Source organism: Sulfurospirillum halorespirans DSM 13726, assembly GCF_001723605.1.
Taxonomy (GTDB): Bacteria; Campylobacterota; Campylobacteria; order Campylobacterales; family Sulfurospirillaceae; genus Sulfurospirillum; species Sulfurospirillum halorespirans.
This window is the reverse complement of sequence record NZ_CP017111.1, coordinates 2,539,510-2,557,820: the sequence shown is the minus strand read 5'-3', so window position 1 is coordinate 2,557,820 and position 18,311 is coordinate 2,539,510. Positions and strand designations below refer to the sequence as shown.

Sequence of the window (18,311 nt, the reverse complement as noted above, 5' to 3'; positions counted from 1 at the left end):
CTTAGAAGAAATAGAGTTTTTTCAAAATTTATTCGCAAGATCACAAAGCACCAAAGGTGCGTGGGCATTCCGCCGAGGAAAACCCAGTGTTAACGTAGTTTTTTCACAGAAACTTCGTTTTGAGCTTTGCTTTAAAAACGTGTTAAGAGTTCTATAATAACTCTATTGATAAAAGAGCGTTCGTGTGGTACAATCTTCGCGAATGTTACAGGAGAGATGATGTCAGCTCGAATCACGTTTTTTGCACTCTTTATGACGCTGTGTGTCACGATAATGGCACAACTGTTTTACTTCTCATCCACGCGTGCACTGACTCAAGAAAAGCTTACATGTAAAGAAGCATTGAGCGCATTTGTAGGGCTTCCCGATCTTGCGCTTGTGGGTGAAGCACACTATGTTCGCCACCGAAGTCTCAGCGATGTTTTCTCCTATTTTAATGAATCGCCTGAGCTGTTAGAATATTTTCCTTCCACTTTTGTCTACCATTTCGCACCCAACACACAGCCTTCAAGGATAGAACGTGATTTTTAATATGAATTTTTTACTGCTGGATTATGCGATTCGCTCTTTGATGCGACGCTTTAGCAAGAATTTTTTTATCTTTTTGATTTTAAGCCTGCTGATTTTTCTGCTCGCTTCGGTTTTGATGATCGCCGATGCGATCAAGTTGGAGCTAAATTCGACGCTGAAAACCTTGCCGCAGATCACCTTGCAGCGTTTTATCGCTGGCAAACAGAGTGATGTTCCGATTGCGCGCGCCGAGGCACTTTTAGACATTGAAGGCATCAGTGCAGTGACACCACGTGTGTGGGGTTACTACTATTTTAAACCCGCAGGTGTGAACTTTTCGGTCGTGGGCATCGATGCGTATGAGGAGCAGTACTCGTCAACGCTTACGCTTTTGACCCAACATTTCGATATGAAACTGCTCGCCAATAAAGAGAGCATGATCGTAGGCGAAGGGGTGAAAAAAATCTTAGCAGAGAACTACTACACCGACTTTTTTAACTTTATTACGCCCGATGGTCAGTGGAAAAGAGTGCCGATTGCTGGGGTTTTTCATTCCGATCTTGCTTTGGAGTCAAACGATCTGATCATCCTTCCTAAAAAACTTGCCTACGCCATTTTTGGTATGGAGGAGAGCAAAGCGACTGACATTGTGGTCAAAGTGGCAAATGTCAAAGAGATTGCGACCATTGTGCAGAAAATCACCGCGCGCTATCCTGATATGCGCGCCATCACGCAAGATGACATCAGGGTGAGTTACCAAAATATTTTTGATTATAAAAGTGGCTTTTTTCTCTCCCTTTTTAGCGTCTGTGCGTTTGCCTTTTTCATCATCATTTACGATAAAACCAGCGGGCTAAGCTCCGAAGAGAAGCGGGAAATCGGCATTTTAAAGGCGATTGGTTGGAGCAGTGATGACATTGTGAAAGAGAAGTTTTATGAGAGTTTTATCCTCTCGTTGGGCGCTTTTTTACTGAGTATCTCGTGCGCTCTTTTTTACGTGTATGCACTGCAAGCACCGCTCTTGCGAAACCTTTTCATGGGCTATTCGGAGCTCAAACCCACCTTTTTGCTTCCCTTTAGTTTCAATCTTTCCATGGTGGTACTGCTTTTTTTACTCAGTGTGCCCATTTACATCGCCGCAACCTTGATTCCCTCATGGCGCGCTTCAAGTTTAGATGCGGACGAGGTGATGCGATGATACAGCTCCATGATGTGTGTAAAAGCTTTATGCAAGGCGATGAGAGCGTATTTGCCCTCACTCAAATCTCTTTACATGTAAAGCGTGGCGAGTGTGTGGTGCTCAAAGGAAATAGCGGCAGTGGAAAGAGTACGCTGCTTTCTTTAATCGCAGGACTTGCGCAACCCAACAGTGGCGAAGTGAGCGTGGATGGCAGGGAAATTTCAAAATTGCCTGAACAGTTTAGCGCCAAACTGCGTCGCCAAAAGATCGGGTTTATCTTTCAGAAATTTCATTTGATTCCCCATCTGACTGCTTTGGAAAATGTGATAACGCCCCTGATTCCTGAAAACCTTGCGCTCTCTCTTTTGGATGAAAAAGCCAAAACATCGATGGAACAGTGTGGCATAGCGCATAAAGCGCAGATGCGCGTAAACCGCCTCTCAGGAGGCGAGCAGCAACGCGTCGCCATTGCGCGTGCTTTGGTTAATAACCCTCTGCTTATTTTAGCCGATGAGCCGACCGCCAATCTCGATGAAAATCTCTCGCGTGAGCTGATAGCGCAGTTTGAAAGACTTAAACGCCAAGGCATTACGCAACTCATCGCAACGCACGATCCGCTCTTTTTTGAGCTTGGGTTTGTCGATCGTATCATCGAGATCAAAAACGGTGAACTGGTATGAGTTTGACACCTGAAATTATCGCGCTTTTAACGCTGGATGCCATCTTTTGCTTTTTTGGGCTCATCGCGTGGGTTGTGGCGTTTCGCATCGCATTTCACTGGAACGCCAAAGCAACGACACCCTTTCAATACACCCTTTCCAAACAGAGCTATTTGGGTGCCATCATCATCAAGTACATTTTTATGCTCAAACTGCCGCTGTTTGCCTTTTTTATCTACACGTGCGACAAACTCTCTTCCATCATCGCAGGAGCGATGTGTGCCGCAGGGGTGGTTAATTCGGTTGATTTTGGGCTTTATTTGACGCTGTTTAAACTGCTCAATCTCTACCTTTTTGGCTTTTGGTTGCTCCTGCATTATGCCGATGTTACTGATGAAAAACTCCCCTTTACACGACTCAAATTTGTGCTGTTTTTACTGTTTGCACTGCCTCTTTTTGCCGAAATTGCGCTTGAAGTCTCGTTTTTTTCCAGCCTTAACATCAGCAAAATCGTCAGCTGTTGCGGAACGCTCTTCTCTGCGGCAAGTGATTCGTACATGTCACTGCTTTTTGTGGTCGATGAGCGTGTTTGGGTTGGGCTCTTTTACGGCTCTTTTGGCATCACACTCTTGGCGTATGGACTTAAAAACCGCCTACTTTTGATTGTCTCTAATGCACTTTTCCTCATTTTTGCGATCATCTCGTTGATCATCTTTTTTAGCACCTATGTGTACGAGCTTCCGACACACCGTTGTCCGTTTTGTCTCTTGCAAAAAGATTATTATTACGTCGGGTACGCGCTGTATGCTTTCGTGTTTGCAGGTACGTTTTTGGGAATGGGAGGAGGTGTCCTAGCGCTTCTTTCACGAAGAACTCAGCCTCGATTTATGCGTTCTTCTTTGGCATTTAATACGCTCTATCTGCTTAGCATTTCCGCCTATCCGCTCGTCTATTTTCTACGCAATGGAGTCTGGTTATGAAGAAAAAAATAGGAGTTTTTATTCTCGTACTTTTCCCACTTCTTGCGCTGGGTGGTCTCTTTTGGTTTTTACATGTAAAGCATCAACTGCCCACGCAAATCGTCAATAAAGAGAAAATGCCTCTCGAATTTAAGGACAATACCGTTACCTGCGCGCTTTGCAATATGTACCTTGTGGGTGAAAAACACACAGCGCAGATCATCACGAACGATCTTAAAACGCACTTTTTTGATGACATTGGGTGTGCTATTTTGTGGCTCAAAGAGCAGAAGATTGACCCCGAAACCATTACGCTGTGGGTCTTTAGTACTGAGATCAATCGCTACATCGATGCGCTCAAAGCGTCGTACACGTTCACCGAAGAGACACCGATGCTCTATGGTTTTGCCGCCTACGAAAATCCAAAAGAGGGTATGATAGACTTTACGGAGATGCGTCTTCGCATGCTCAGAGGCGAAAACATGAGCGATCCAAAAATACGACAACGACTCAAAGGACACTAAGATGAAAGTAGCGATCAGCGGCGCAAGCGGTTTTGTGGCAAACGCGTTAAAACAGAAATTTCCTGATTTTGTGGTGATTGAACGCAAGGATGATGTGGAAGCAATTGCGCGCAAGCTAAAAGATGTCTATGCCGTTTTCAACCTTGCGGGGGCTCCCATTGTGGCAAAGTGGGATGAAGCGTATAAAAAAGTGTTGTGGGACAGTCGCATCGAGACGACCAAAAAGCTTGTAGCGGCGATTCATCAAAGCGACGTAGAGCATTTCATCTCAACTTCTGCGGTGGGAATTTACCCCAATAATGTGCCCTGCGATGAAGAGAGCTCCAAATTAAGTGAAGATTTTTTAGGACATCTCGCCCTTGCATGGGAGAGGGAAGCACAAAAATGCACAAAGCGCACGACTATTTTACGCTTTGGCGTGGTTTTGGGCGAGGGAGGAGCGTTGGAGAAGATGTTGCCTGCGTTTCGGATGTGCATGGGAGGCATCATCGGCGATGGCAGGATGATCACCAGTTGGATCGACATTGATGATCTGGTCTCCATTTATGCGTTTGTACTAGAAAAACGGTTGGAAGGCATTTTTAACGCGACATCTCCGCAACCGCTTACGAACTATCACTTTACCAAAATACTGGGCAAGGTATTGCATCGCCCAACGTTTTTTCCGGTGCCATCCTTCATCATTAAAATGCTCTTTGGCGAGGGATCGACCGTGTTGCTTGATAGTAAAGAGGCGTACCCTAAAGCGCTTTTAAATCAAGGGTTTGTCTTTGCGTATCCTGATTTGGAGAGTTCCCTTCGTAAAATTTTGGCTTAACGTTTTTCCAAAAAAAGTCGGATACCAAGGGCAATCATCACGACGCCCGAGATGGCATCCAGACTTTGGCGTACACTTTTTCTCGTGATAAAACTATGGGTTGAGACAATCGTGTAGATCAAAAGCCCAAGCCAAATCATCCCAATGATAAAGTGAATAAGCGCCAAAAAGAGAGATTGCGCAAGGGCGGAGTGATCGTGTGAGATAAATTGTGGCAGAAATGCCATGTAAAAAATGATCGCTTTTGGATTGAGAACATTCGATAAAAAGCCCTCATGAAGCGATGTCCAAAAGGAAAATGGTTTTTTCTCCACCGCTTTTTGGTGCATCCTTTTGGCATTCCAAAAAGAGCGAAGCGAACTCAGACCAAGCCAGAGAAGATAGAGTGCACCGATCGTTTTTAAAAGCATAAACGCTGTAGCCGAATAGAGCAAAATCGCTGAAATGCCCACAGCTGAGAGCGTTGCGTGCACAAATAATCCCAAACAAATTCCCAAACTTGAAACGAGCCCATCACGAGCACCACCACGCAGAGTGTTGCGAATGACGATCATCGTGTCCGCTCCGGGTGTCATCGTCAGCAGGGTAATCGCAATTAAAAATGTCCAAAGCTCCAACGGCATTTTCTTCCTTTTTACATGTAAAGATTTAAATCATTAAAATTCCCTGTTTTAGGGCTTTTAAATGAAATGATTCGCATTAATTTTAAAATATTACAGCAAGAGAACTAAAAAGATATTGACTTATGATTTGAAAACGGTTATCATTTCAAAAACAAAAAGAGGTGATCGATGTCCGAAGCGCATTCAACCCTAACCGAAATCAGCCAACGTTTTGACAGTGAAGATTTGGCACTGCTTGCCAAACATCCCGATCTTCATTTTACGATCAACAATTACGAGCTCTTTACGCACCACGTTTTCAGCCGTGTGAAACGTCAAAATCCTGACAAATCAGTGGTTCAAGAGGCCGTTCGCATTGTGATTCAAAGCGAGGAGTGTGCTGAGGCGCTACACCTGTACCCCACATGGAAAATGATCGAAGGGCGCGTCGATGTCGAGGCGTGCGAAGAGATCAGTCGGGCGATTGATGTGCTTGAAACCCAAGAGTGCAAACATATCTATCTTCTTTTTCCTAGAAGTGCCAATTTTAGAAAACATGTGCCTGTGCGTAGCCCAAAACTGGACGCGCTTGGGCTTGACTATACGCTTAAATTAGTTCCTTATACTATCTATTAAATCTTACGAAGGAGAAATGAGTTTATGAAAACAGCGGTCTTTTATGGAAGTACAAATGGCAATACCGCCGATGCGGCTTCACAAATCAAAAAACGTTTCAATGCGGATCTTTACGATGTAGGAAAACTAAACGGTGGCGATGAACTTGCCCAGTACGATATGCTTATTCTTGGCACGTCCACATGGTACGATGGCGATTTGCAAGACGATTGGGAGAGCTTTATAAGCCATCTTAAATCAGCCGACCTGAGCGGTAAAATCGTTGCACTGTTTGGTATGGGTGATCAAGAGGGATACGGCAGTGATTTTGTCAATGGTATGCGCTTTATTTACGATGCTGCGATCGAAAAAGGGGCGAAAGTGATCGGTTCATGGTCGATTGATGGATATTCGTTTGAGAGCTCAAACTCGGTCATTGATGGTAAATTTATAGGTCTTGCACTCGATGAAGACAATCAAAGTGATCTCACTAAAAGTCGAATTGAGTCATGGTGCACCCAGTTGGAAGATGAGTTGAAGGCGAGTGCATGAGTGCATGTGACATTGCTTACACTAAGCCAAATCCTGCGGCGAGTCCAAAGTCAAAAAATGTCGAAAAACCTGAGCAAAACAGTGCAAAAAATGCAAAAGAGCGTCTGCTTTTTTGCAAATGCACCTGCTAAATGTTAGAGGAGAAGGCACTTCGCCTTCTCCTTATTCTTGAACCATCACCTTATACGCGTAGTAAAAATCCGCATCATACCCTTCAATTTTACACTTCATGGGCTCTTTACATGTAAGCCACTCTTTTTTTAAAATCAACGCGACATACATCTCTGCATCGTAAAAACGAAGCTCGTATTTTTTAAATTTTGGCTTGGGAATCGCAAAGGTGTAGATGAGCTTCTTCGCGTCAAACAAAGCGCTAAATTCGCCTACCCGTTTAAGATCAAACTCATCTTTCCCATCGGACATATGGATAAAATAACTGTACGGCTCTAACGTTCTAAAGTGATCTTTCTCCATAAAAGCAACCTCGTCAGGGTCGAGTTTTTTGTTTTTGTTTTTATCGTAATCGTCCATCAACATCGCCGAACTCATCTCATCAAAACTCCAAGTCACGATGATTTTTTCAGGCAAAACGTCCACTTTTGTCTCGATAAAGACATGCGGATGCGCGGACACAAATGTGCCAAAACAACAGGCGTAAAAAAGTAGGCGGAAAAACACAAAAACTCCTTAGGCGATCAGTAGAATAAAGCCAAGGCTTAGCATAATCAAAAGGCTGATGGGCTCACTGTAGGTGAGAATTTTAGGGCTTTTGGTTTGAAAACGATTTTGGGTAAAGACCGAAGCGATGGCGGTGAGTGCGATGACACTGCTCATGCCTAAACTCATGCTAAGAGCCGCCATAAATCCTAAAAAATAGGCTCCCGTATTCAGCGCAAAAATAAAGATCGTGATGGTGCCAGGGCAGGGGATGATTCCAGCGCTTAAAACGACGCCCCAGTCGGTACTTTGGGACTTTGGTGAGCAGGCAGAACAGTTACATGTAAACGGGTGAGCAGAAAAAGCGACGATTTTGGGTGTGCGTTGCAACGCTCTTATTTTCTGCCAGCTCAAATAGCCTGCAATGCCAATGATCATCAGCGCTGAGAGTTTTGTGGCATAGTAGGTGACATCGGTAAAAAAGGCGTTAAAAAAGAGATCAAAGAGGGCGTAAATGACCAGTGTGAGTATAAATGCCGCAAAGGTATGCACGATGCCAATGAGGGCGGCCATGCTGATCGCTTTGGTGTAGCGATGTTTGGATGCAAAGAGGTACGAGCTTACAAGCGCTTTGCCGTGCCCAGGACCTGCGGCATGAAGTAGTCCGTAGAGAAACGAAGTACCTAAAAAAAGCGTGTAAGCGGCAAACGTGCCTTTTTCTTTGAGTGCGTTCATCGCCTCTTGGATGTTTTGTTGCAGATGCGCTAAACGCGATTGAAGCCACGAGAGTGAAGGCGGAAGCTCTTTGGGTTGTTCGACCGATGCAGCTGGTGAGGGTATCGCTTTGGCAGGAGGTGATGCAAGAGCATCCTTTTGGATGAGCTCGCCATCGGTGATTTTGGTAAAGGCGATGTGGTTAAAGAGGTTGAATTCCATCGCAAACGGTTTTGCGATCGTATGCGTCACGCTGTGAACTAAAAATTTGAAATACTCCTCTTTATCTTCGATGACAAAAGAAATCTCATCGCCCTTTGCTACTGCTTGATTGACCTCTGTGGTGAAGCGAAAATTGAGCGCACTGCCTTCTTGCCAAAACGCTCTTTGCAGCACTTTTATAGGGATTTTTGTAACATGTGCTTGAGCATCTTTTGCACTCACGTATTCGATACTGGTGAGGTAATTTTTCTTGGAAATGTAGTTTTCTAAGATGATCCTTATGCGCTCTAACTCATTGGGGTCAAGTTTTTTATTGTGGTTTTCATCGTAACGTTCTAAAAGTGAGTTAATGAAATCTTGGCTGAAACTCCATAGAAAGCTGATCGAAATGATCTTTGAAGGTGAGCCTTCCATCGTAATAGCCACCGTGGCAGAAGGCGTGTAAAGTGCGCACAATGCACAAGCACAGAGTTGATAGGGCAGGGTTAGAAGCATAAAAGCGAAAAGAAATTTTTTGCACATGATTTAAAAAGCCCTCGTGGACATGGGGTTGGCTAAAAACCAAACGCCTAAGGCAATGACACACAGAACACCCACAAGGCGCAAAACCCAAAACCAGCGCGGATGTTTAACGATAGGACGCACTTTTTGAAAACGGTTCACCACTAGACCTGCGAGTGAGATGGTCAGTCCCATGCCTAGACTCATAAAAACAGCCGCGATGATGCCAATGCCGATGTGCCCCAACGTGATCGCAAAAAAACAGAGCGTGATAACGCCAGGACAAGGTACGACACCTGCTAAAAGAACCACGCCAAAACGGCTATTGTGTGGGCGAATGCTCTCTTTGGTGATCGTGCGTGAGCGCCACACATCATAAAGAAGCCAACAGCCCATCAGCACGATGAGCCCACCTGAGATCTGAAACAGCGGTGGATTGACCTGACGAAAGAGTTTCATCGCGCTGATCTGGATGATATAGGTCGCTGAAAGTGTCACAATAAGGGCTGAGAGCGCATGTACGATGGCAATGAAAAAGCCTATTTGAAAGACGTGGGAGCGTTTGGTGGGATTGGCTAAAAGGTAGCCTGCAACGAGCGCTTTTCCATGTCCTGGTCCTATGGCATGCACGACGCCATACCCAAATGAAAGGGCAAAAATAAGCAGCATCGGCAGTAGGTTTCCCTCATCAATCGCTCTAAAATGAGCGGAGAGTTCGGTATTGAAATAGCGATTGGCTTCGGCAAAGGTGGTGGCAAGGGATGAAAGTGTCATGGTAGCTCCAAAAGGTACCCATAATAGTAGGCGTTATCAACTACTTTTAAGGTATAGTGTAATGTTGAGTGAATATGCGCGGCTTCAAGCGATAGCGCACATAAAAAAGAGTCATCCCAAAAGCCAATGGATTTTTTTTGATGTTCATATGGCTTTAAATCAACGCAGAATTCTATCACAAAAGTGTTTCCAACTTGTGAGAGTTGAAGATTTTTAGGAGAAAAAATGATTTTTTTCTTTGCAACTTTGAGGTTTGTAAAAAAAGAAAACTTTTGAAGAGGATTAAAAACTTCATTTTTAAAGAGTGCAGTTTCTTTATCATCGAAAGATTTATTATGGTTTAAATCAAAATCCTCTATTAAAGCTCCAGATGTCATTTCATCAAAAAACCATTTAATTTTTAGTTCATTTTTCGAAATCTCTAAATAAACATCAATGAATGTGTGAGGATGTGCATTCCCAATGGAAATTAAACACAAAAGAAGTAAAAAAAATCGTACCATTTAAATACTCTTAACCTAGGGATATAAAGTATTGTAGCTAAAAAAAGTAAATACAACTAAGTTGCAATTATCGAGGTGCGTACATAATGATGCCCACACCCAATAGCGCGATGGCTCCCCCAATAAGATCGTAGGTATCAGGAACAATGCCCTCAACCTTCCATCCCCACAGAAGTGAAAGTGCGATAAAAACACCGCCATACGCGGCATAAACACGTCCAAAACTAGCAGGTTGCAAGGTTGGAATGACACCGTAAAGCACTAAAATAATGGCACCAAACAGCGCATAAACAATCCCTTTTCCTTCTCTAAGCCAAAGCCAGATGAGATAACCGCCACCAATTTCAAACAGTCCTGCTAGCAGAAAATAGCCCAACGATTTGAGATATTCCATTGTCATCCTCTTTTTAAATAAGAGTATACCCAACAAAACTGATCTAAGAATGAAAGAGCGTTTCGTAGTTTTTTAGGCGAAAATGAGGTATTATGCCACTTTGATCGATAAAGGGATCGACATTTTGATGGGCAAAAAAACCGTAATCTTCCAGAAGCATTGTTTTGACACCTGCTGCGCATCCGCCTAAAATATCCGTGTGAAGCGTGTCGCCGACCATGAGAATGCGCTCTTTGGAAATGCCCCATTCTTGATGGGCTCTTTGCAAGGCATATTCAAAAATAGTGTTAAAAGGTTTGCCCACAAAGGACATCTGCTCAAACAACGCATCATCGCTTAAGAGCGTGTAAAAACCAGGCTCTTTCGAGTAGATGCCTTCACCTCTTGGCGCGGTGATGTCTGGGTTGGCAATCCAGATAGGTTTTGCCTTTACATGTAAGCTTTCAATCCAGCGTTTTTGCAGCGTTTCGTTCCATGAAACACTGCCTAAAAAGAGGAATGCGTCACTGTTCCAAAACGCCTCATCGGGAGCAAAGGCATGAGAAAACGTCTGCTCCAGTGCTTGTTCTTGCTGTGCGATCACGCCCCATGAAGGCTTACTATGTGGATCAAATACCCGCCAAAGCACCTCCCGACTGGTAATCACTTGCGACGCATCAAAAGGAAGTCCCACGCTGTGAAAAAAAGCGAGAAGATACGCTTTGGGCATTGAGGCAGAATTGGAGAGAATAAAAAAGGGCTTTTTGGCTTTATGCAAGGTTTCGATGAACTTTTTTGCTCCTTCAATCGCGCCCGTTCCAACGTTTAAAACCCCAAATGCATCGAGGAAAAAACCATCAACATGCTCAAACAGTATTTCGACATGAGACAGCGTTGTGGCGTTTTTGGGAAACGAAGCAGAAGGAAGGCGATGGCGAATGGATTCGTAGGCATCAAATGCCTTTTGGGTTTCTAAAGCCAGCATCACAGAATCGCTTGCCTGATTTTAGCGGAGAGTGCTTCGGAAAAAATGACGGTGGCAAAAATCAAAAGAACGATTAAAATCACTTGCGGCCATGCCAAAATACTCAATGAAGCTTGCAGTTCCAAGCCAATGCCTCCTGCTCCGACGAGCCCTAAAATTGTGGATTCACGAATATTAATGTCCCAACGAAAGAGGGAAATCCCGATGAAGCTTGGCAATATTTGTGGCACAATCGCATAATCAATGACCTGAAGCGTACTTGCCCCGGTTGCGCTGAGGGCTTCAACAGGCGTTTGATCGACCTCTTCGATGGCTTCATAAAGCAGTTTAGCGACAAACCCAATGGAACGAAATGCAATGGCGATAATACCCGCCAAAAGCCCAGGACCTAAAATCGCTACCAGTAAAAGCGCCCAAATCAACGAGTTAATGGAGCGTGAAGCGACAATAATAAACAGCGCAATGGGACGCACAAAAAGCACGGAAGGCGTTGTGGTGCGTGCGGCTAAAAAAGCGATGGGAAAGGCGAGGATGATGCCTATCAGTGTTCCTATCGTTGCGATATTGAGCGTATCCCACAGCGGTTTGAGCAGTGTTGGAAGATAACTCCATCGTGGCGGAAACATACGATCAAGCAGGTCATACGCTTGGGTTGGCGCATCGTAAATAAAAACCCACATCGTATCGCGTGTCATTGTCTGCCAACACATCATGAAAAAACTAATACAAAAAAGCCAAGCAAACCACCACAACCACGCTTTTAAACGCATACGTTTTTGCCAGATGAGCTCTTCTTCTGATGTTAAATGAACCATTTTCGTAAGTACCCCGATACATATTCGCATAAAAAAACAATAGCAATAATCAGCAATAAAACCGCCGCCGCTGAGTCATATTCGTAGCGTTCAATCGCCGTATTGAGCGTTGCGCCAATGCCGCCTGCTCCGACAATGCCAATCACAGCGGATTCTCTGAAATTAATATCGAATCGGTAAAGCCATAACCCAACTAAACGTGGCATGATTTGCGGCATAATCGCATAATGTAAGGTTTGTAACCATGAAGCTCCTGTCGCACGAATGGCTTCCAGTGGCGCTTTGTGAATGCCTTCAATCTCTTCTGCCAGCAGTTTTGCTAAAAAACCTATGGTGGCAAACGTCAGTGTTAAAAAGCCTGCAAAGGTGCCAAATCCAAATAACGCAACCAAAAAGATGGCAACAATCACCTCTTGCATGGATCGAGAAATGCTGATAAAAAAACGACATAGGGCATAAATGCTTTTCGTGCTGATGTTAGATGCCGCCCCGATTCCCACAGGGATGGAGAGCAAAATACCCACAAATGTCGAAGTCAGGCTCATCGTAAGGCTCTCAATCATGCCCGATTGAATGTCGCTCCAACGTGTGGTGAAATTGGGATGCAAAAAAGCATGGACAAAACGCCAACCCCGCTCAAAACCCTCTAATACACGACTCCAATGAAGATCAATACTTCCCGTCGCCACAATGAGATAGAGAATAAAACATGCCCAAAGAAGCCAGCGCCACTTTGCTTGAGGAATAATATAATGCGGTCGATGCCATGCACGCATCATACGGCAAGCTCTAATTTAACCGCGATACTCTCAGGGGTAAGAGTGGCTACCGTCGCCTCTTTCTCTTGGGGCGCTGTTTGCCACTCCTCTTTGCCATAAATTGTTGTTAAAACCGCTTCATTGAGCTCACTAGGACTTCCATCAAAGACGATTTTTCCTTCATTGAGTCCGATGATGCGATCAACAAAGGTTTGTGCCAAAAGAACGTCGTGAATGTTGATGATAGCAGGCAACTGTTGCTCTTTGCAGATCTCTTTAATGAGGCGCATGATTTGCCGTGAGGTCTTAGGATCTAAGCTTGCAGTGGGTTCGTCAATCAGCAGTAAAGAAGGTTCTTGCGCAAGTGCTCGCGCAATACCAACACGCTGTTTTTGCCCACCACTAAGTTCATCGGCACGTTTGTTTACATGATCCATGAGTCCAACACGTCCTAAATATCCAAAGGCTTTTTCGATCTTTTCTTGCGGAAATTTACAAAAAAAGGAGCGCCAAAAAGGGACATAGCCCAGTGTTCCAGAAAGAACGTTTTCCATGACGCTGAGGCGTTCGACCAACGCGTATTCTTGAAAAATCATCCCGATACGACGGCGCTGTTCACGCAGTCTAGACGAAGAAAGGTGCGAGAGTTCAATGCCCTCAAGCGTAATAGAACCACTTGTGGGTTCTATCAAACGGTTAATACACCGAATTAGTGTGGATTTACCTGCCCCTGAGGGGCCAATGAGTCCTATGATCTCTCCTTTTTGAACGTCAAAACTGACATCATTTAAAACAAGACGAGTGTCTTTGTATGACTTGCTAAGATGCTGAATAGATAACATACCTTACCTTATTTGCACGTGTAACTAACACCCATGGCGTCATCAATTTTACGAACGACGTCCCAATGCTCTTTAAATGTGATAGGCATAAATTTTGTTTGGTTGGCACTGGCGAACTCTTTTTCGAGTTTGGTACCTTTCCAGTCAAAGGTAAAAAAGGCTTCTTTGATTTTCTCTTGCAATTCAGGTTTTAAATTATACGCCATACCATAACCCGTAGTTGGAAAAGTTTGAGATTTGTAGATGCTCACGAGTTGCTCTTTTTTAATCACATTTCGCTCTAGCATACGCACCAAAACAGAGTTGGCAATCGATGCAGCTGGATAATCTTTATTGGCAACACCCAAGATGGAATTGTCATGTTTGCCTGAAAAAACGGGTTCAAAATCTTTTTCTGCTTCCATATGAAATTCCGCTTTTAGAATTGCTGAGGGTGCTTTATAGCCTGAGTTAGAGGTTTGAGATGTAAAGGCGAGTTTTTTACCTTTAATATCTTCCACTTTTGTAATGCCCGATCCTGGATAGGTAATGATTTCCATCTCGTAACCGTAAGAGTTGTCATTGGCTGCCATCATTGTAAAAGGTTTGAACCCTGCGCACGCAACGGCAATGGGGTTAGAACCTGTGTTAAATCCTGCTACATGTAAGCGTCCTGCTCGCATCGCTTCGATTTGTGCCGCATTAGACTGAACGGGAAAAAATTGGACTTTTTTGCCGGTCACTTTTTCCATATGCTTTAAAAACTCCGCCCATACTTCAACATAAACAGCAGGGTCTTCCACAGGTGTATACGCAAAAATCAGTGTGGAGGGATCTATGAGTTTTGAAGCTTCTTTGGGAGTGTCGGCTACCATGTCTCCGTCTTTATCTTCATAACGCGAATCCAGTTTAAACTCTGCCCATGCTAGGCTCGAACATAGTACTGATGCTAAAATTAGGTGCATAAAACGTCTCATAATAGAACACTCCTTGTTTTAAAAAATATAGAAATTACTTTACTACGGGTGCATTACAAAATGATTACATAGAAATAATGATAATAAATCTCAAAGTTATGTAAAATTAAGCTTTATTAGTCTATTATTTTAATAACAATTATCAAAAAGGAGAAGTTATGTCAGCGGTTCTTGTCATAGGTGGAGATAAAATTGATTCAATAACGTCTGTTTTGCAAGATTTCTCTTTTGAGAAAGTCACGCATTGGGATGCGCGAAACCCTTCCGTGGTTAAAAAAGAGATTCCTCAGGATGTCACCTTGGTGATCATGCTTACCAACTTTTTAAATCACAACGCGATGAATAAGTTCAAAAATGAAGCCAAGCGTAAAGCGATAGAGTTTATCTGCGCGAAACGAAGTGAAAGCTCAGTTTTTTGTGAACTCTGTAAAAAATACAATCCAAACGGCGGTTGTATTTTAGAAAAATAAGCGTTTACATGTAAGGTCATAACGTGCATTATGACCTTACGTTTCGCTACTAAAGGTTTTTGATATGTCTCTTCCAACCCTCTCGCATGAGCATCTTCTCAATTACGATGACATCTGCAAAATTATCGATACGCAGAGTTTTTGGGTCGAATATGAACCCATTATCGATATGAACAATGGCGATATTTTCGGCTATGAAGCACTCGCCCGTTTTGTCATCAATGGCAAGCAGATTCCTCCCATGCCTATTTTAGAGATTGCGCACAAAGAGAACGAACTTTTCTTTCATTTGGAGCGGGCGCTTAAAATCATGCAACTAGCGCATCGCCCTCGTGAGGGTATGCTTTTTGTCAACATTGACCCTCATAATTTCAGCGATAGCGATAAGATTCGGTATTGGCATACGCTCTTTCGCGATATTCAAAATCTCTGCATCGAAGTGACTGAAAATACGGGCGATATGCAGGTTTCACTTCTGTCGTATTGCTTGGATGAGATTCAAAAAAGTGGCATTCCCATCGCACAAGATGACATTGGCAACGATCAAAAGCCTTTTTGCTTTGATTTAACGAAGCGTGCGCAGTTTTTAAAATTTGATCGGACATGGCTTTTAAAAATCAAGGCGTGCGTGGATTACCAAGAGATCCTCAAAGGGTTTTTGAGCTTTGCAAAAGCGCAGGGTAAAAAAAGCATCCTAGAAGGGGTTGAGAAAGAAGAGGATTTTACGATGGCTAGGGCATTGGGGGTTGATTTTGTACAAGGGTACATCTTTAAACACTTAAATATCAGTAGCCAAAAACGCTCCTAAAAAGGTTAAACGCTCATGCAAAAACTGTTTTTATTGCTTGTTTTTTTCATGACATTCTTGCACGCATCTTCCAATGATTTTGTGATGGAGCTTATTCAAAATGATCTCGAAAAAGCACTCAATCTATATAAAATAGGCGACAGCAAACATGCCAAAGAGGAGCTTAAATTTGCCCTCTACCATGGTTACCGTAATTCTGGGCTTAAAAGCCAAATCGAAAAAGAGCGCTCTTTTGAAGAGGCAAATGCCATCGAAGAGAAGTTTTTAAACCTAGAACTGCTGATAGAAAAGCCGCATCAACTGAATCTTATTGGCGCTGAAATGCAGACTTTACAAGAGAGCATTCGTCTCATTTTACCCGCACTTTCACCGCTTACAAAACGCGCGTCGGTCAAAAATTGGCATCTGGTGACGCAAGAGATTAACGAGGCTCTTTTGAGTGCTATTGCGCTGTATCAACACAAAGAGCTAAAACAAGCGACCTCCAAAGTGCAATCAATCTATTTTGATATTTTTGAAAATAGCGGTATGGAAGAGGCGATTTTAGCGCTGAATGAAGATCGTAAGCTCAAAGCAGAACAGCGTTTTAGAGTGCTCTCCGAGATGATGAAAAAAGGTGAAACCACCGCAACGCTTGTGAATTACACCCACGAGATTGAGGCTGATTTGAAGGAGCTCTCTTCCTTGCTGACGCCCAAAGAGCTCTCTTCAACACGCAGCGTTTCTCACCAAAAGCGCATTCCGTTACTGCAATGGCTGATGAGTGCTCTTGTTTTGCTGATTCCCACGGGTGGATGGTTTTTGCTGAAAAAGCAGAGGAATAGGGATTGAGAAAAAAGGCATTATGGTTGATTGTCGCGATTGCCCTTCCTTTGCTCGCATTACTGCTGATCTTTTTAGCGCAAAACATCGAGAAATACAACAATCTTGAACAGATGTGGGCACGCAATGAAGCGTTTCGCGCGTTTTACATGTTAAAAGAGTTTTGGGATGAAAAGAAGGTTGATCTTAAAAATAGTACGACCGCTCACTTGGATGTGGTGATTGATTCAAAACAGAGCAACGAAGCGATGGACATCGACACAGACTTACTGGTTTCTACGCTTCAAAAAGAACCTTTTGCGCTGCTTAATGTTCACAATGACACGAGAAAATACGCCCTTTTTACCCTCATTGGATCAGCCCAGGCACCGCTTTATGGCGGCAAAATCTTTTTTGTGGATGAGGTGTTAGCCAAACGCTTTAGCGAATTTCTTCAAGGAAGTGTGCAATTTGTCCCATTGGATGCGTCACTCTCTTTGCCCTCATCAACGCTCTTTTTTGAAGACCGTGAGCAGCGTTATTTAACGCATAAAAGTGGTAGTTTTACCGATATTTACATCCCTTTTACCGCATCGCTCTACGTAAAAGTGACGTTTGATCGTGGTATTTTTGCTTTTATGAAAGAGGATTTGTACAAAAGTATGGCTTATTTCATCTCGATTTTAGCGATTATTTTGGCTCTTTTTTACGTCCTACTGGATCGCTTAGTGCTCTCAACCATTCGGCATATTTCACAGCAGATTCAAACCCTCAAATCCAGCCCCAATAATATGAGTTTAAGGATTACATGTAAAAGCAATGATGAGCTTGGAACGATGGTTTTGTGGATCAATGCCATGCTTGGCGAGATTGAAACATACCAGAAAAAAGAGCTGGGAGCGAAAGAAGCACTCTTGGAAGAGGAGCGCAATTTTTTACAAACGATTATCGACTCATGGCAACACGCGCTCTTGGTCATTGACCATGAAAAAATTCTCAAAGTCAATGACGCGTTTAAAAAGATATTTGGAAGCGCCCAAGAGCGCCTTAGCACGCAGCAAGAAGCGCTGTTTGCCCCATTGTTACATGCTCAAAATCATGAAACGATTAAGATTAGCCTCTTGGAGCGCCCTTTTTTCTTCATCATCAACACCAAACCGCTCTTTCAAAATAAACGCCTCATTACGCTGACGGATGTTTCGAGTTTCAACGAACAGCTCCAAACACTTCAAAAAAAGGCGATGCTCGATCCTTTGACCTCACTTCTCAATCGTAGTGGCATCTTAACACTGCTTGAAGAGAAGTTTCATTCCCACGTGCAAGGACTTTTGCTGTTTGATCTGGATCATTTCAAGCGCGTCAATGACACGTACGGACATCCCATTGGCGATGAAGTTTTGAAGGCGTTTTCCAATGTCTTAACCCTCAATGCACGTGGAACAGACGTGATCGGGCGAATCGGTGGCGAAGAGTTTGTGATGATTCTCTCATGCGAAACGCTCGAACAGCTCCAACACAGTGCAGAAAAATTTCGCACCAAAGTAGAAGCTTTGTCTCTGCAAGGCACGCAGGGCGAGTCCTTTTCGCTCACCGTTAGCATCGGTGGTGTTTTCAATAAAATGGGAGCCACCTTTGAGAGCCTCTACGAAAAAGCCGACCAAAATCTTTACGAAGCCAAACGAAAAGGACGAAATCAGAGTGTTGTCTCGTAAAG

The 18,311-nt window shown here is 43.6% G+C and carries 24 protein-coding genes; 13 read left to right on the top strand and 11 right to left on the bottom strand.

Translation table 11 applies throughout. From position 1 onward, the window contains the following. The first annotated feature begins 216 nt into the window (after nucleotides 1-216). From SHALO_RS12850 to SHALO_RS12825, 6 genes are read left to right on the top strand one after another with little or no spacing between them, the layout of a single operon-like run. Nucleotides 217-531: a hypothetical protein gene (locus tag SHALO_RS12850; RefSeq protein ID WP_069478865.1), complete on the top strand. Its 315-nt coding sequence runs from the start codon at nucleotides 217-219 to the stop codon at nucleotides 529-531. Continuing rightward, a complete protein-coding gene (locus SHALO_RS12845; RefSeq protein WP_069477108.1) occupies nucleotides 521-1,708 on the top strand; it encodes an ABC transporter permease in 1,188 nt (395 codons plus the stop codon). Before SHALO_RS12850 ends, SHALO_RS12845 begins: the two co-directional genes overlap by 11 nt. Then, nucleotides 1,705-2,370, top strand: coding sequence for an ABC transporter ATP-binding protein (locus SHALO_RS12840; protein WP_069477107.1), 666 nt, complete (start codon nucleotides 1,705-1,707; stop codon nucleotides 2,368-2,370). The genes SHALO_RS12845 and SHALO_RS12840 overlap by 4 nt, the downstream gene beginning before the upstream one ends. Further along, nucleotides 2,367-3,329: a hypothetical protein gene (locus tag SHALO_RS12835; RefSeq protein WP_069477106.1), complete on the top strand. Its 963-nt coding sequence runs from the start codon at nucleotides 2,367-2,369 to the stop codon at nucleotides 3,327-3,329. Before SHALO_RS12840 ends, SHALO_RS12835 begins: the two co-directional genes overlap by 4 nt. After that, entirely contained in the window at nucleotides 3,326-3,832 is a 507-nt protein-coding gene (locus tag SHALO_RS12830; RefSeq protein ID WP_069478864.1) for a hypothetical protein, read from the top strand. The genes SHALO_RS12835 and SHALO_RS12830 overlap by 4 nt, the downstream gene beginning before the upstream one ends. 1 nt (nucleotide 3,833) lies before the next feature. Continuing rightward, nucleotides 3,834-4,649 (top strand): TIGR01777 family oxidoreductase, encoded by an 816-nt coding sequence (locus SHALO_RS12825; RefSeq protein WP_069478863.1) that lies wholly within the window; start codon nucleotides 3,834-3,836, stop codon nucleotides 4,647-4,649. Here SHALO_RS12825 and SHALO_RS12820 read toward each other — a convergent pair. Further along, nucleotides 4,646-5,272 (bottom strand): LysE family translocator, encoded by a 627-nt coding sequence (locus tag SHALO_RS12820; protein WP_069478862.1) that lies wholly within the window; start codon nucleotides 5,270-5,272, stop codon nucleotides 4,646-4,648. The two genes, SHALO_RS12825 and SHALO_RS12820, sit on opposite strands and share 4 nt — an antisense overlap. A gap of 168 nt (nucleotides 5,273-5,440) precedes the next feature. Here SHALO_RS12820 and SHALO_RS12815 point away from each other — a divergent pair, with 168 nt between their 5' ends. From SHALO_RS12815 to SHALO_RS15660, 3 genes are read left to right on the top strand one after another with little or no spacing between them, the layout of a single operon-like run. Beyond that, nucleotides 5,441-5,887, top strand: coding sequence for a hypothetical protein (locus SHALO_RS12815; protein WP_069478861.1), 447 nt, complete (start codon nucleotides 5,441-5,443; stop codon nucleotides 5,885-5,887). A 24-nt stretch (nucleotides 5,888-5,911) separates the two neighbouring features. Next, nucleotides 5,912-6,418 (top strand): flavodoxin, encoded by a 507-nt coding sequence (locus SHALO_RS12810; protein WP_069478860.1) that lies wholly within the window; start codon nucleotides 5,912-5,914, stop codon nucleotides 6,416-6,418. Further along, on the top strand, nucleotides 6,415-6,549 hold the full coding sequence (locus SHALO_RS15660) for a hypothetical protein (protein WP_274532260.1): 135 nt from the start codon (nucleotides 6,415-6,417) through the stop codon (nucleotides 6,547-6,549). The genes SHALO_RS12810 and SHALO_RS15660 overlap by 4 nt, the downstream gene beginning before the upstream one ends. Before the next feature lie 31 nt (nucleotides 6,550-6,580). Here the strand turns inward: SHALO_RS15660 and SHALO_RS12805 are convergent, their stop codons facing one another. The 10 genes from SHALO_RS12805 to phnD form a co-directional block, all read right to left on the bottom strand. Next, nucleotides 6,581-7,096 carry a DUF1007 family protein gene (locus SHALO_RS12805; RefSeq protein ID WP_069478859.1) on the bottom strand — a complete coding sequence of 172 codons (516 nt, stop codon included), beginning with the start codon at nucleotides 7,094-7,096 and terminating at the stop codon, nucleotides 6,581-6,583. 9 nt (nucleotides 7,097-7,105) lie between these two features. Beyond that, nucleotides 7,106-8,533: a nickel/cobalt transporter gene (locus SHALO_RS12800; RefSeq protein ID WP_069478858.1), complete on the bottom strand. Its 1,428-nt coding sequence runs from the start codon at nucleotides 8,531-8,533 to the stop codon at nucleotides 7,106-7,108. Between the two features lie 3 nt (nucleotides 8,534-8,536). Continuing rightward, nucleotides 8,537-9,286: a nickel/cobalt transporter gene (locus SHALO_RS12795; protein ID WP_069478857.1), complete on the bottom strand. Its 750-nt coding sequence runs from the start codon at nucleotides 9,284-9,286 to the stop codon at nucleotides 8,537-8,539. Continuing rightward, nucleotides 9,283-9,789, bottom strand: a complete 507-nt coding sequence (locus SHALO_RS12790) for a DUF1007 family protein (RefSeq protein ID WP_069478856.1) — start codon at nucleotides 9,787-9,789, stop codon at nucleotides 9,283-9,285. Before SHALO_RS12790 ends, SHALO_RS12795 begins: the two co-directional genes overlap by 4 nt. A gap of 67 nt (nucleotides 9,790-9,856) precedes the next feature. Then, nucleotides 9,857-10,183: a YnfA family protein gene (locus SHALO_RS12785; protein ID WP_069478855.1), complete on the bottom strand. Its 327-nt coding sequence runs from the start codon at nucleotides 10,181-10,183 to the stop codon at nucleotides 9,857-9,859. Nucleotides 10,184-10,226: 43 nt separating this feature from the next. Further along, nucleotides 10,227-11,147: an HAD-IIA family hydrolase gene (locus tag SHALO_RS12780; protein ID WP_069478854.1), complete on the bottom strand. Its 921-nt coding sequence runs from the start codon at nucleotides 11,145-11,147 to the stop codon at nucleotides 10,227-10,229. Then, entirely contained in the window at nucleotides 11,147-11,962 is an 816-nt protein-coding gene (phnE, locus tag SHALO_RS12775; protein ID WP_069478853.1) for a phosphonate ABC transporter, permease protein PhnE, read from the bottom strand. Before phnE (SHALO_RS12775) ends, SHALO_RS12780 begins: the two co-directional genes overlap by 1 nt. Then, nucleotides 11,950-12,741: a phosphonate ABC transporter, permease protein PhnE gene (gene phnE, locus SHALO_RS12770; protein WP_069478852.1), complete on the bottom strand. Its 792-nt coding sequence runs from the start codon at nucleotides 12,739-12,741 to the stop codon at nucleotides 11,950-11,952. The genes phnE (SHALO_RS12775) and phnE (SHALO_RS12770) overlap by 13 nt, the downstream gene beginning before the upstream one ends. Further along, nucleotides 12,738-13,562, bottom strand: a complete 825-nt coding sequence (gene phnC / locus SHALO_RS12765; protein WP_069478851.1) for a phosphonate ABC transporter ATP-binding protein — start codon at nucleotides 13,560-13,562, stop codon at nucleotides 12,738-12,740. Before phnC ends, phnE (SHALO_RS12770) begins: the two co-directional genes overlap by 4 nt. Before the next feature lie 8 nt (nucleotides 13,563-13,570). Continuing rightward, the gene (phnD, locus tag SHALO_RS12760; protein WP_069478850.1) at nucleotides 13,571-14,518 is read right to left on the bottom strand and encodes a phosphate/phosphite/phosphonate ABC transporter substrate-binding protein; all 948 of its coding nucleotides are present in this window, start codon (nucleotides 14,516-14,518) and stop codon (nucleotides 13,571-13,573) included. Between the two features lie 158 nt (nucleotides 14,519-14,676). Here phnD and SHALO_RS12755 point away from each other — a divergent pair, with 158 nt between their 5' ends. The 4 genes from SHALO_RS12755 (at nucleotide 14,677) to SHALO_RS12740 (ending at nucleotide 18,309) form a co-directional block, all read left to right on the top strand. Beyond that, on the top strand, nucleotides 14,677-14,988 hold the full coding sequence (locus SHALO_RS12755) for a DUF2325 domain-containing protein (RefSeq protein ID WP_069478849.1): 312 nt from the start codon (nucleotides 14,677-14,679) through the stop codon (nucleotides 14,986-14,988). 64 nt (nucleotides 14,989-15,052) lie between these two features. Further along, nucleotides 15,053-15,796 (top strand): EAL domain-containing protein, encoded by a 744-nt coding sequence (locus SHALO_RS12750; RefSeq protein ID WP_069478848.1) that lies wholly within the window; start codon nucleotides 15,053-15,055, stop codon nucleotides 15,794-15,796. A 15-nt stretch (nucleotides 15,797-15,811) separates the two neighbouring features. Then, nucleotides 15,812-16,627, top strand: a complete 816-nt coding sequence (locus SHALO_RS12745; RefSeq protein WP_069478847.1) for a hypothetical protein — start codon at nucleotides 15,812-15,814, stop codon at nucleotides 16,625-16,627. Next, nucleotides 16,624-18,309: a sensor domain-containing diguanylate cyclase gene (locus SHALO_RS12740; RefSeq protein WP_069478846.1), complete on the top strand. Its 1,686-nt coding sequence runs from the start codon at nucleotides 16,624-16,626 to the stop codon at nucleotides 18,307-18,309. Before SHALO_RS12745 ends, SHALO_RS12740 begins: the two co-directional genes overlap by 4 nt. Nucleotides 18,310-18,311 lie beyond the last annotated feature (2 nt).

Bases quoted from the DNA above. Each gene is read 5' to 3' on its own strand.
- SHALO_RS12840 (WP_069477107.1), top strand. From the start codon at position 1,705: ATGATACAGCTCCATGATGTGTGTAAAAGCTTTATGCAAGGCGATGAG.
- SHALO_RS12795 (WP_069478857.1), bottom strand. From the start codon at position 9,286: ATGACACTTTCATCCCTTGCCACCACCTTTGCCGAAGCCAATCGCTAT.
- SHALO_RS12800 (WP_069478858.1), bottom strand. From the start codon at position 8,533: ATGTGCAAAAAATTTCTTTTCGCTTTTATGCTTCTAACCCTGCCCTAT.
- SHALO_RS12790 (WP_069478856.1), bottom strand. From the start codon at position 9,789: ATGGTACGATTTTTTTTACTTCTTTTGTGTTTAATTTCCATTGGGAAT.
- SHALO_RS12830 (WP_069478864.1), top strand. From the start codon at position 3,326: ATGAAGAAAAAAATAGGAGTTTTTATTCTCGTACTTTTCCCACTTCTT.
- SHALO_RS12755 (WP_069478849.1), top strand. From the start codon at position 14,677: ATGTCAGCGGTTCTTGTCATAGGTGGAGATAAAATTGATTCAATAACG.
- SHALO_RS12750 (WP_069478848.1), top strand. From the start codon at position 15,053: ATGTCTCTTCCAACCCTCTCGCATGAGCATCTTCTCAATTACGATGAC.
- SHALO_RS12780 (WP_069478854.1), bottom strand. From the start codon at position 11,147: ATGCTGGCTTTAGAAACCCAAAAGGCATTTGATGCCTACGAATCCATT.
- SHALO_RS12825 (WP_069478863.1), top strand. From the start codon at position 3,834: ATGAAAGTAGCGATCAGCGGCGCAAGCGGTTTTGTGGCAAACGCGTTA.
- phnD (WP_069478850.1), bottom strand. From the start codon at position 14,518: ATGAGACGTTTTATGCACCTAATTTTAGCATCAGTACTATGTTCGAGC.
- SHALO_RS12835 (WP_069477106.1), top strand. From the start codon at position 2,367: ATGAGTTTGACACCTGAAATTATCGCGCTTTTAACGCTGGATGCCATC.
- SHALO_RS12785 (WP_069478855.1), bottom strand. From the start codon at position 10,183: ATGGAATATCTCAAATCGTTGGGCTATTTTCTGCTAGCAGGACTGTTT.
- SHALO_RS12810 (WP_069478860.1), top strand. From the start codon at position 5,912: ATGAAAACAGCGGTCTTTTATGGAAGTACAAATGGCAATACCGCCGAT.
- SHALO_RS12745 (WP_069478847.1), top strand. From the start codon at position 15,812: ATGCAAAAACTGTTTTTATTGCTTGTTTTTTTCATGACATTCTTGCAC.
- phnC (WP_069478851.1), bottom strand. From the start codon at position 13,562: ATGTTATCTATTCAGCATCTTAGCAAGTCATACAAAGACACTCGTCTT.
- SHALO_RS15660 (WP_274532260.1), top strand. From the start codon at position 6,415: ATGAGTGCATGTGACATTGCTTACACTAAGCCAAATCCTGCGGCGAGT.
- SHALO_RS12815 (WP_069478861.1), top strand. From the start codon at position 5,441: ATGTCCGAAGCGCATTCAACCCTAACCGAAATCAGCCAACGTTTTGAC.
- SHALO_RS12850 (WP_069478865.1), top strand. From the start codon at position 217: ATGATGTCAGCTCGAATCACGTTTTTTGCACTCTTTATGACGCTGTGT.
- phnE (WP_069478853.1), bottom strand. From the start codon at position 11,962: ATGGTTCATTTAACATCAGAAGAAGAGCTCATCTGGCAAAAACGTATG.
- phnE (WP_069478852.1), bottom strand. From the start codon at position 12,741: ATGATGCGTGCATGGCATCGACCGCATTATATTATTCCTCAAGCAAAG.
- SHALO_RS12820 (WP_069478862.1), bottom strand. From the start codon at position 5,272: ATGCCGTTGGAGCTTTGGACATTTTTAATTGCGATTACCCTGCTGACG.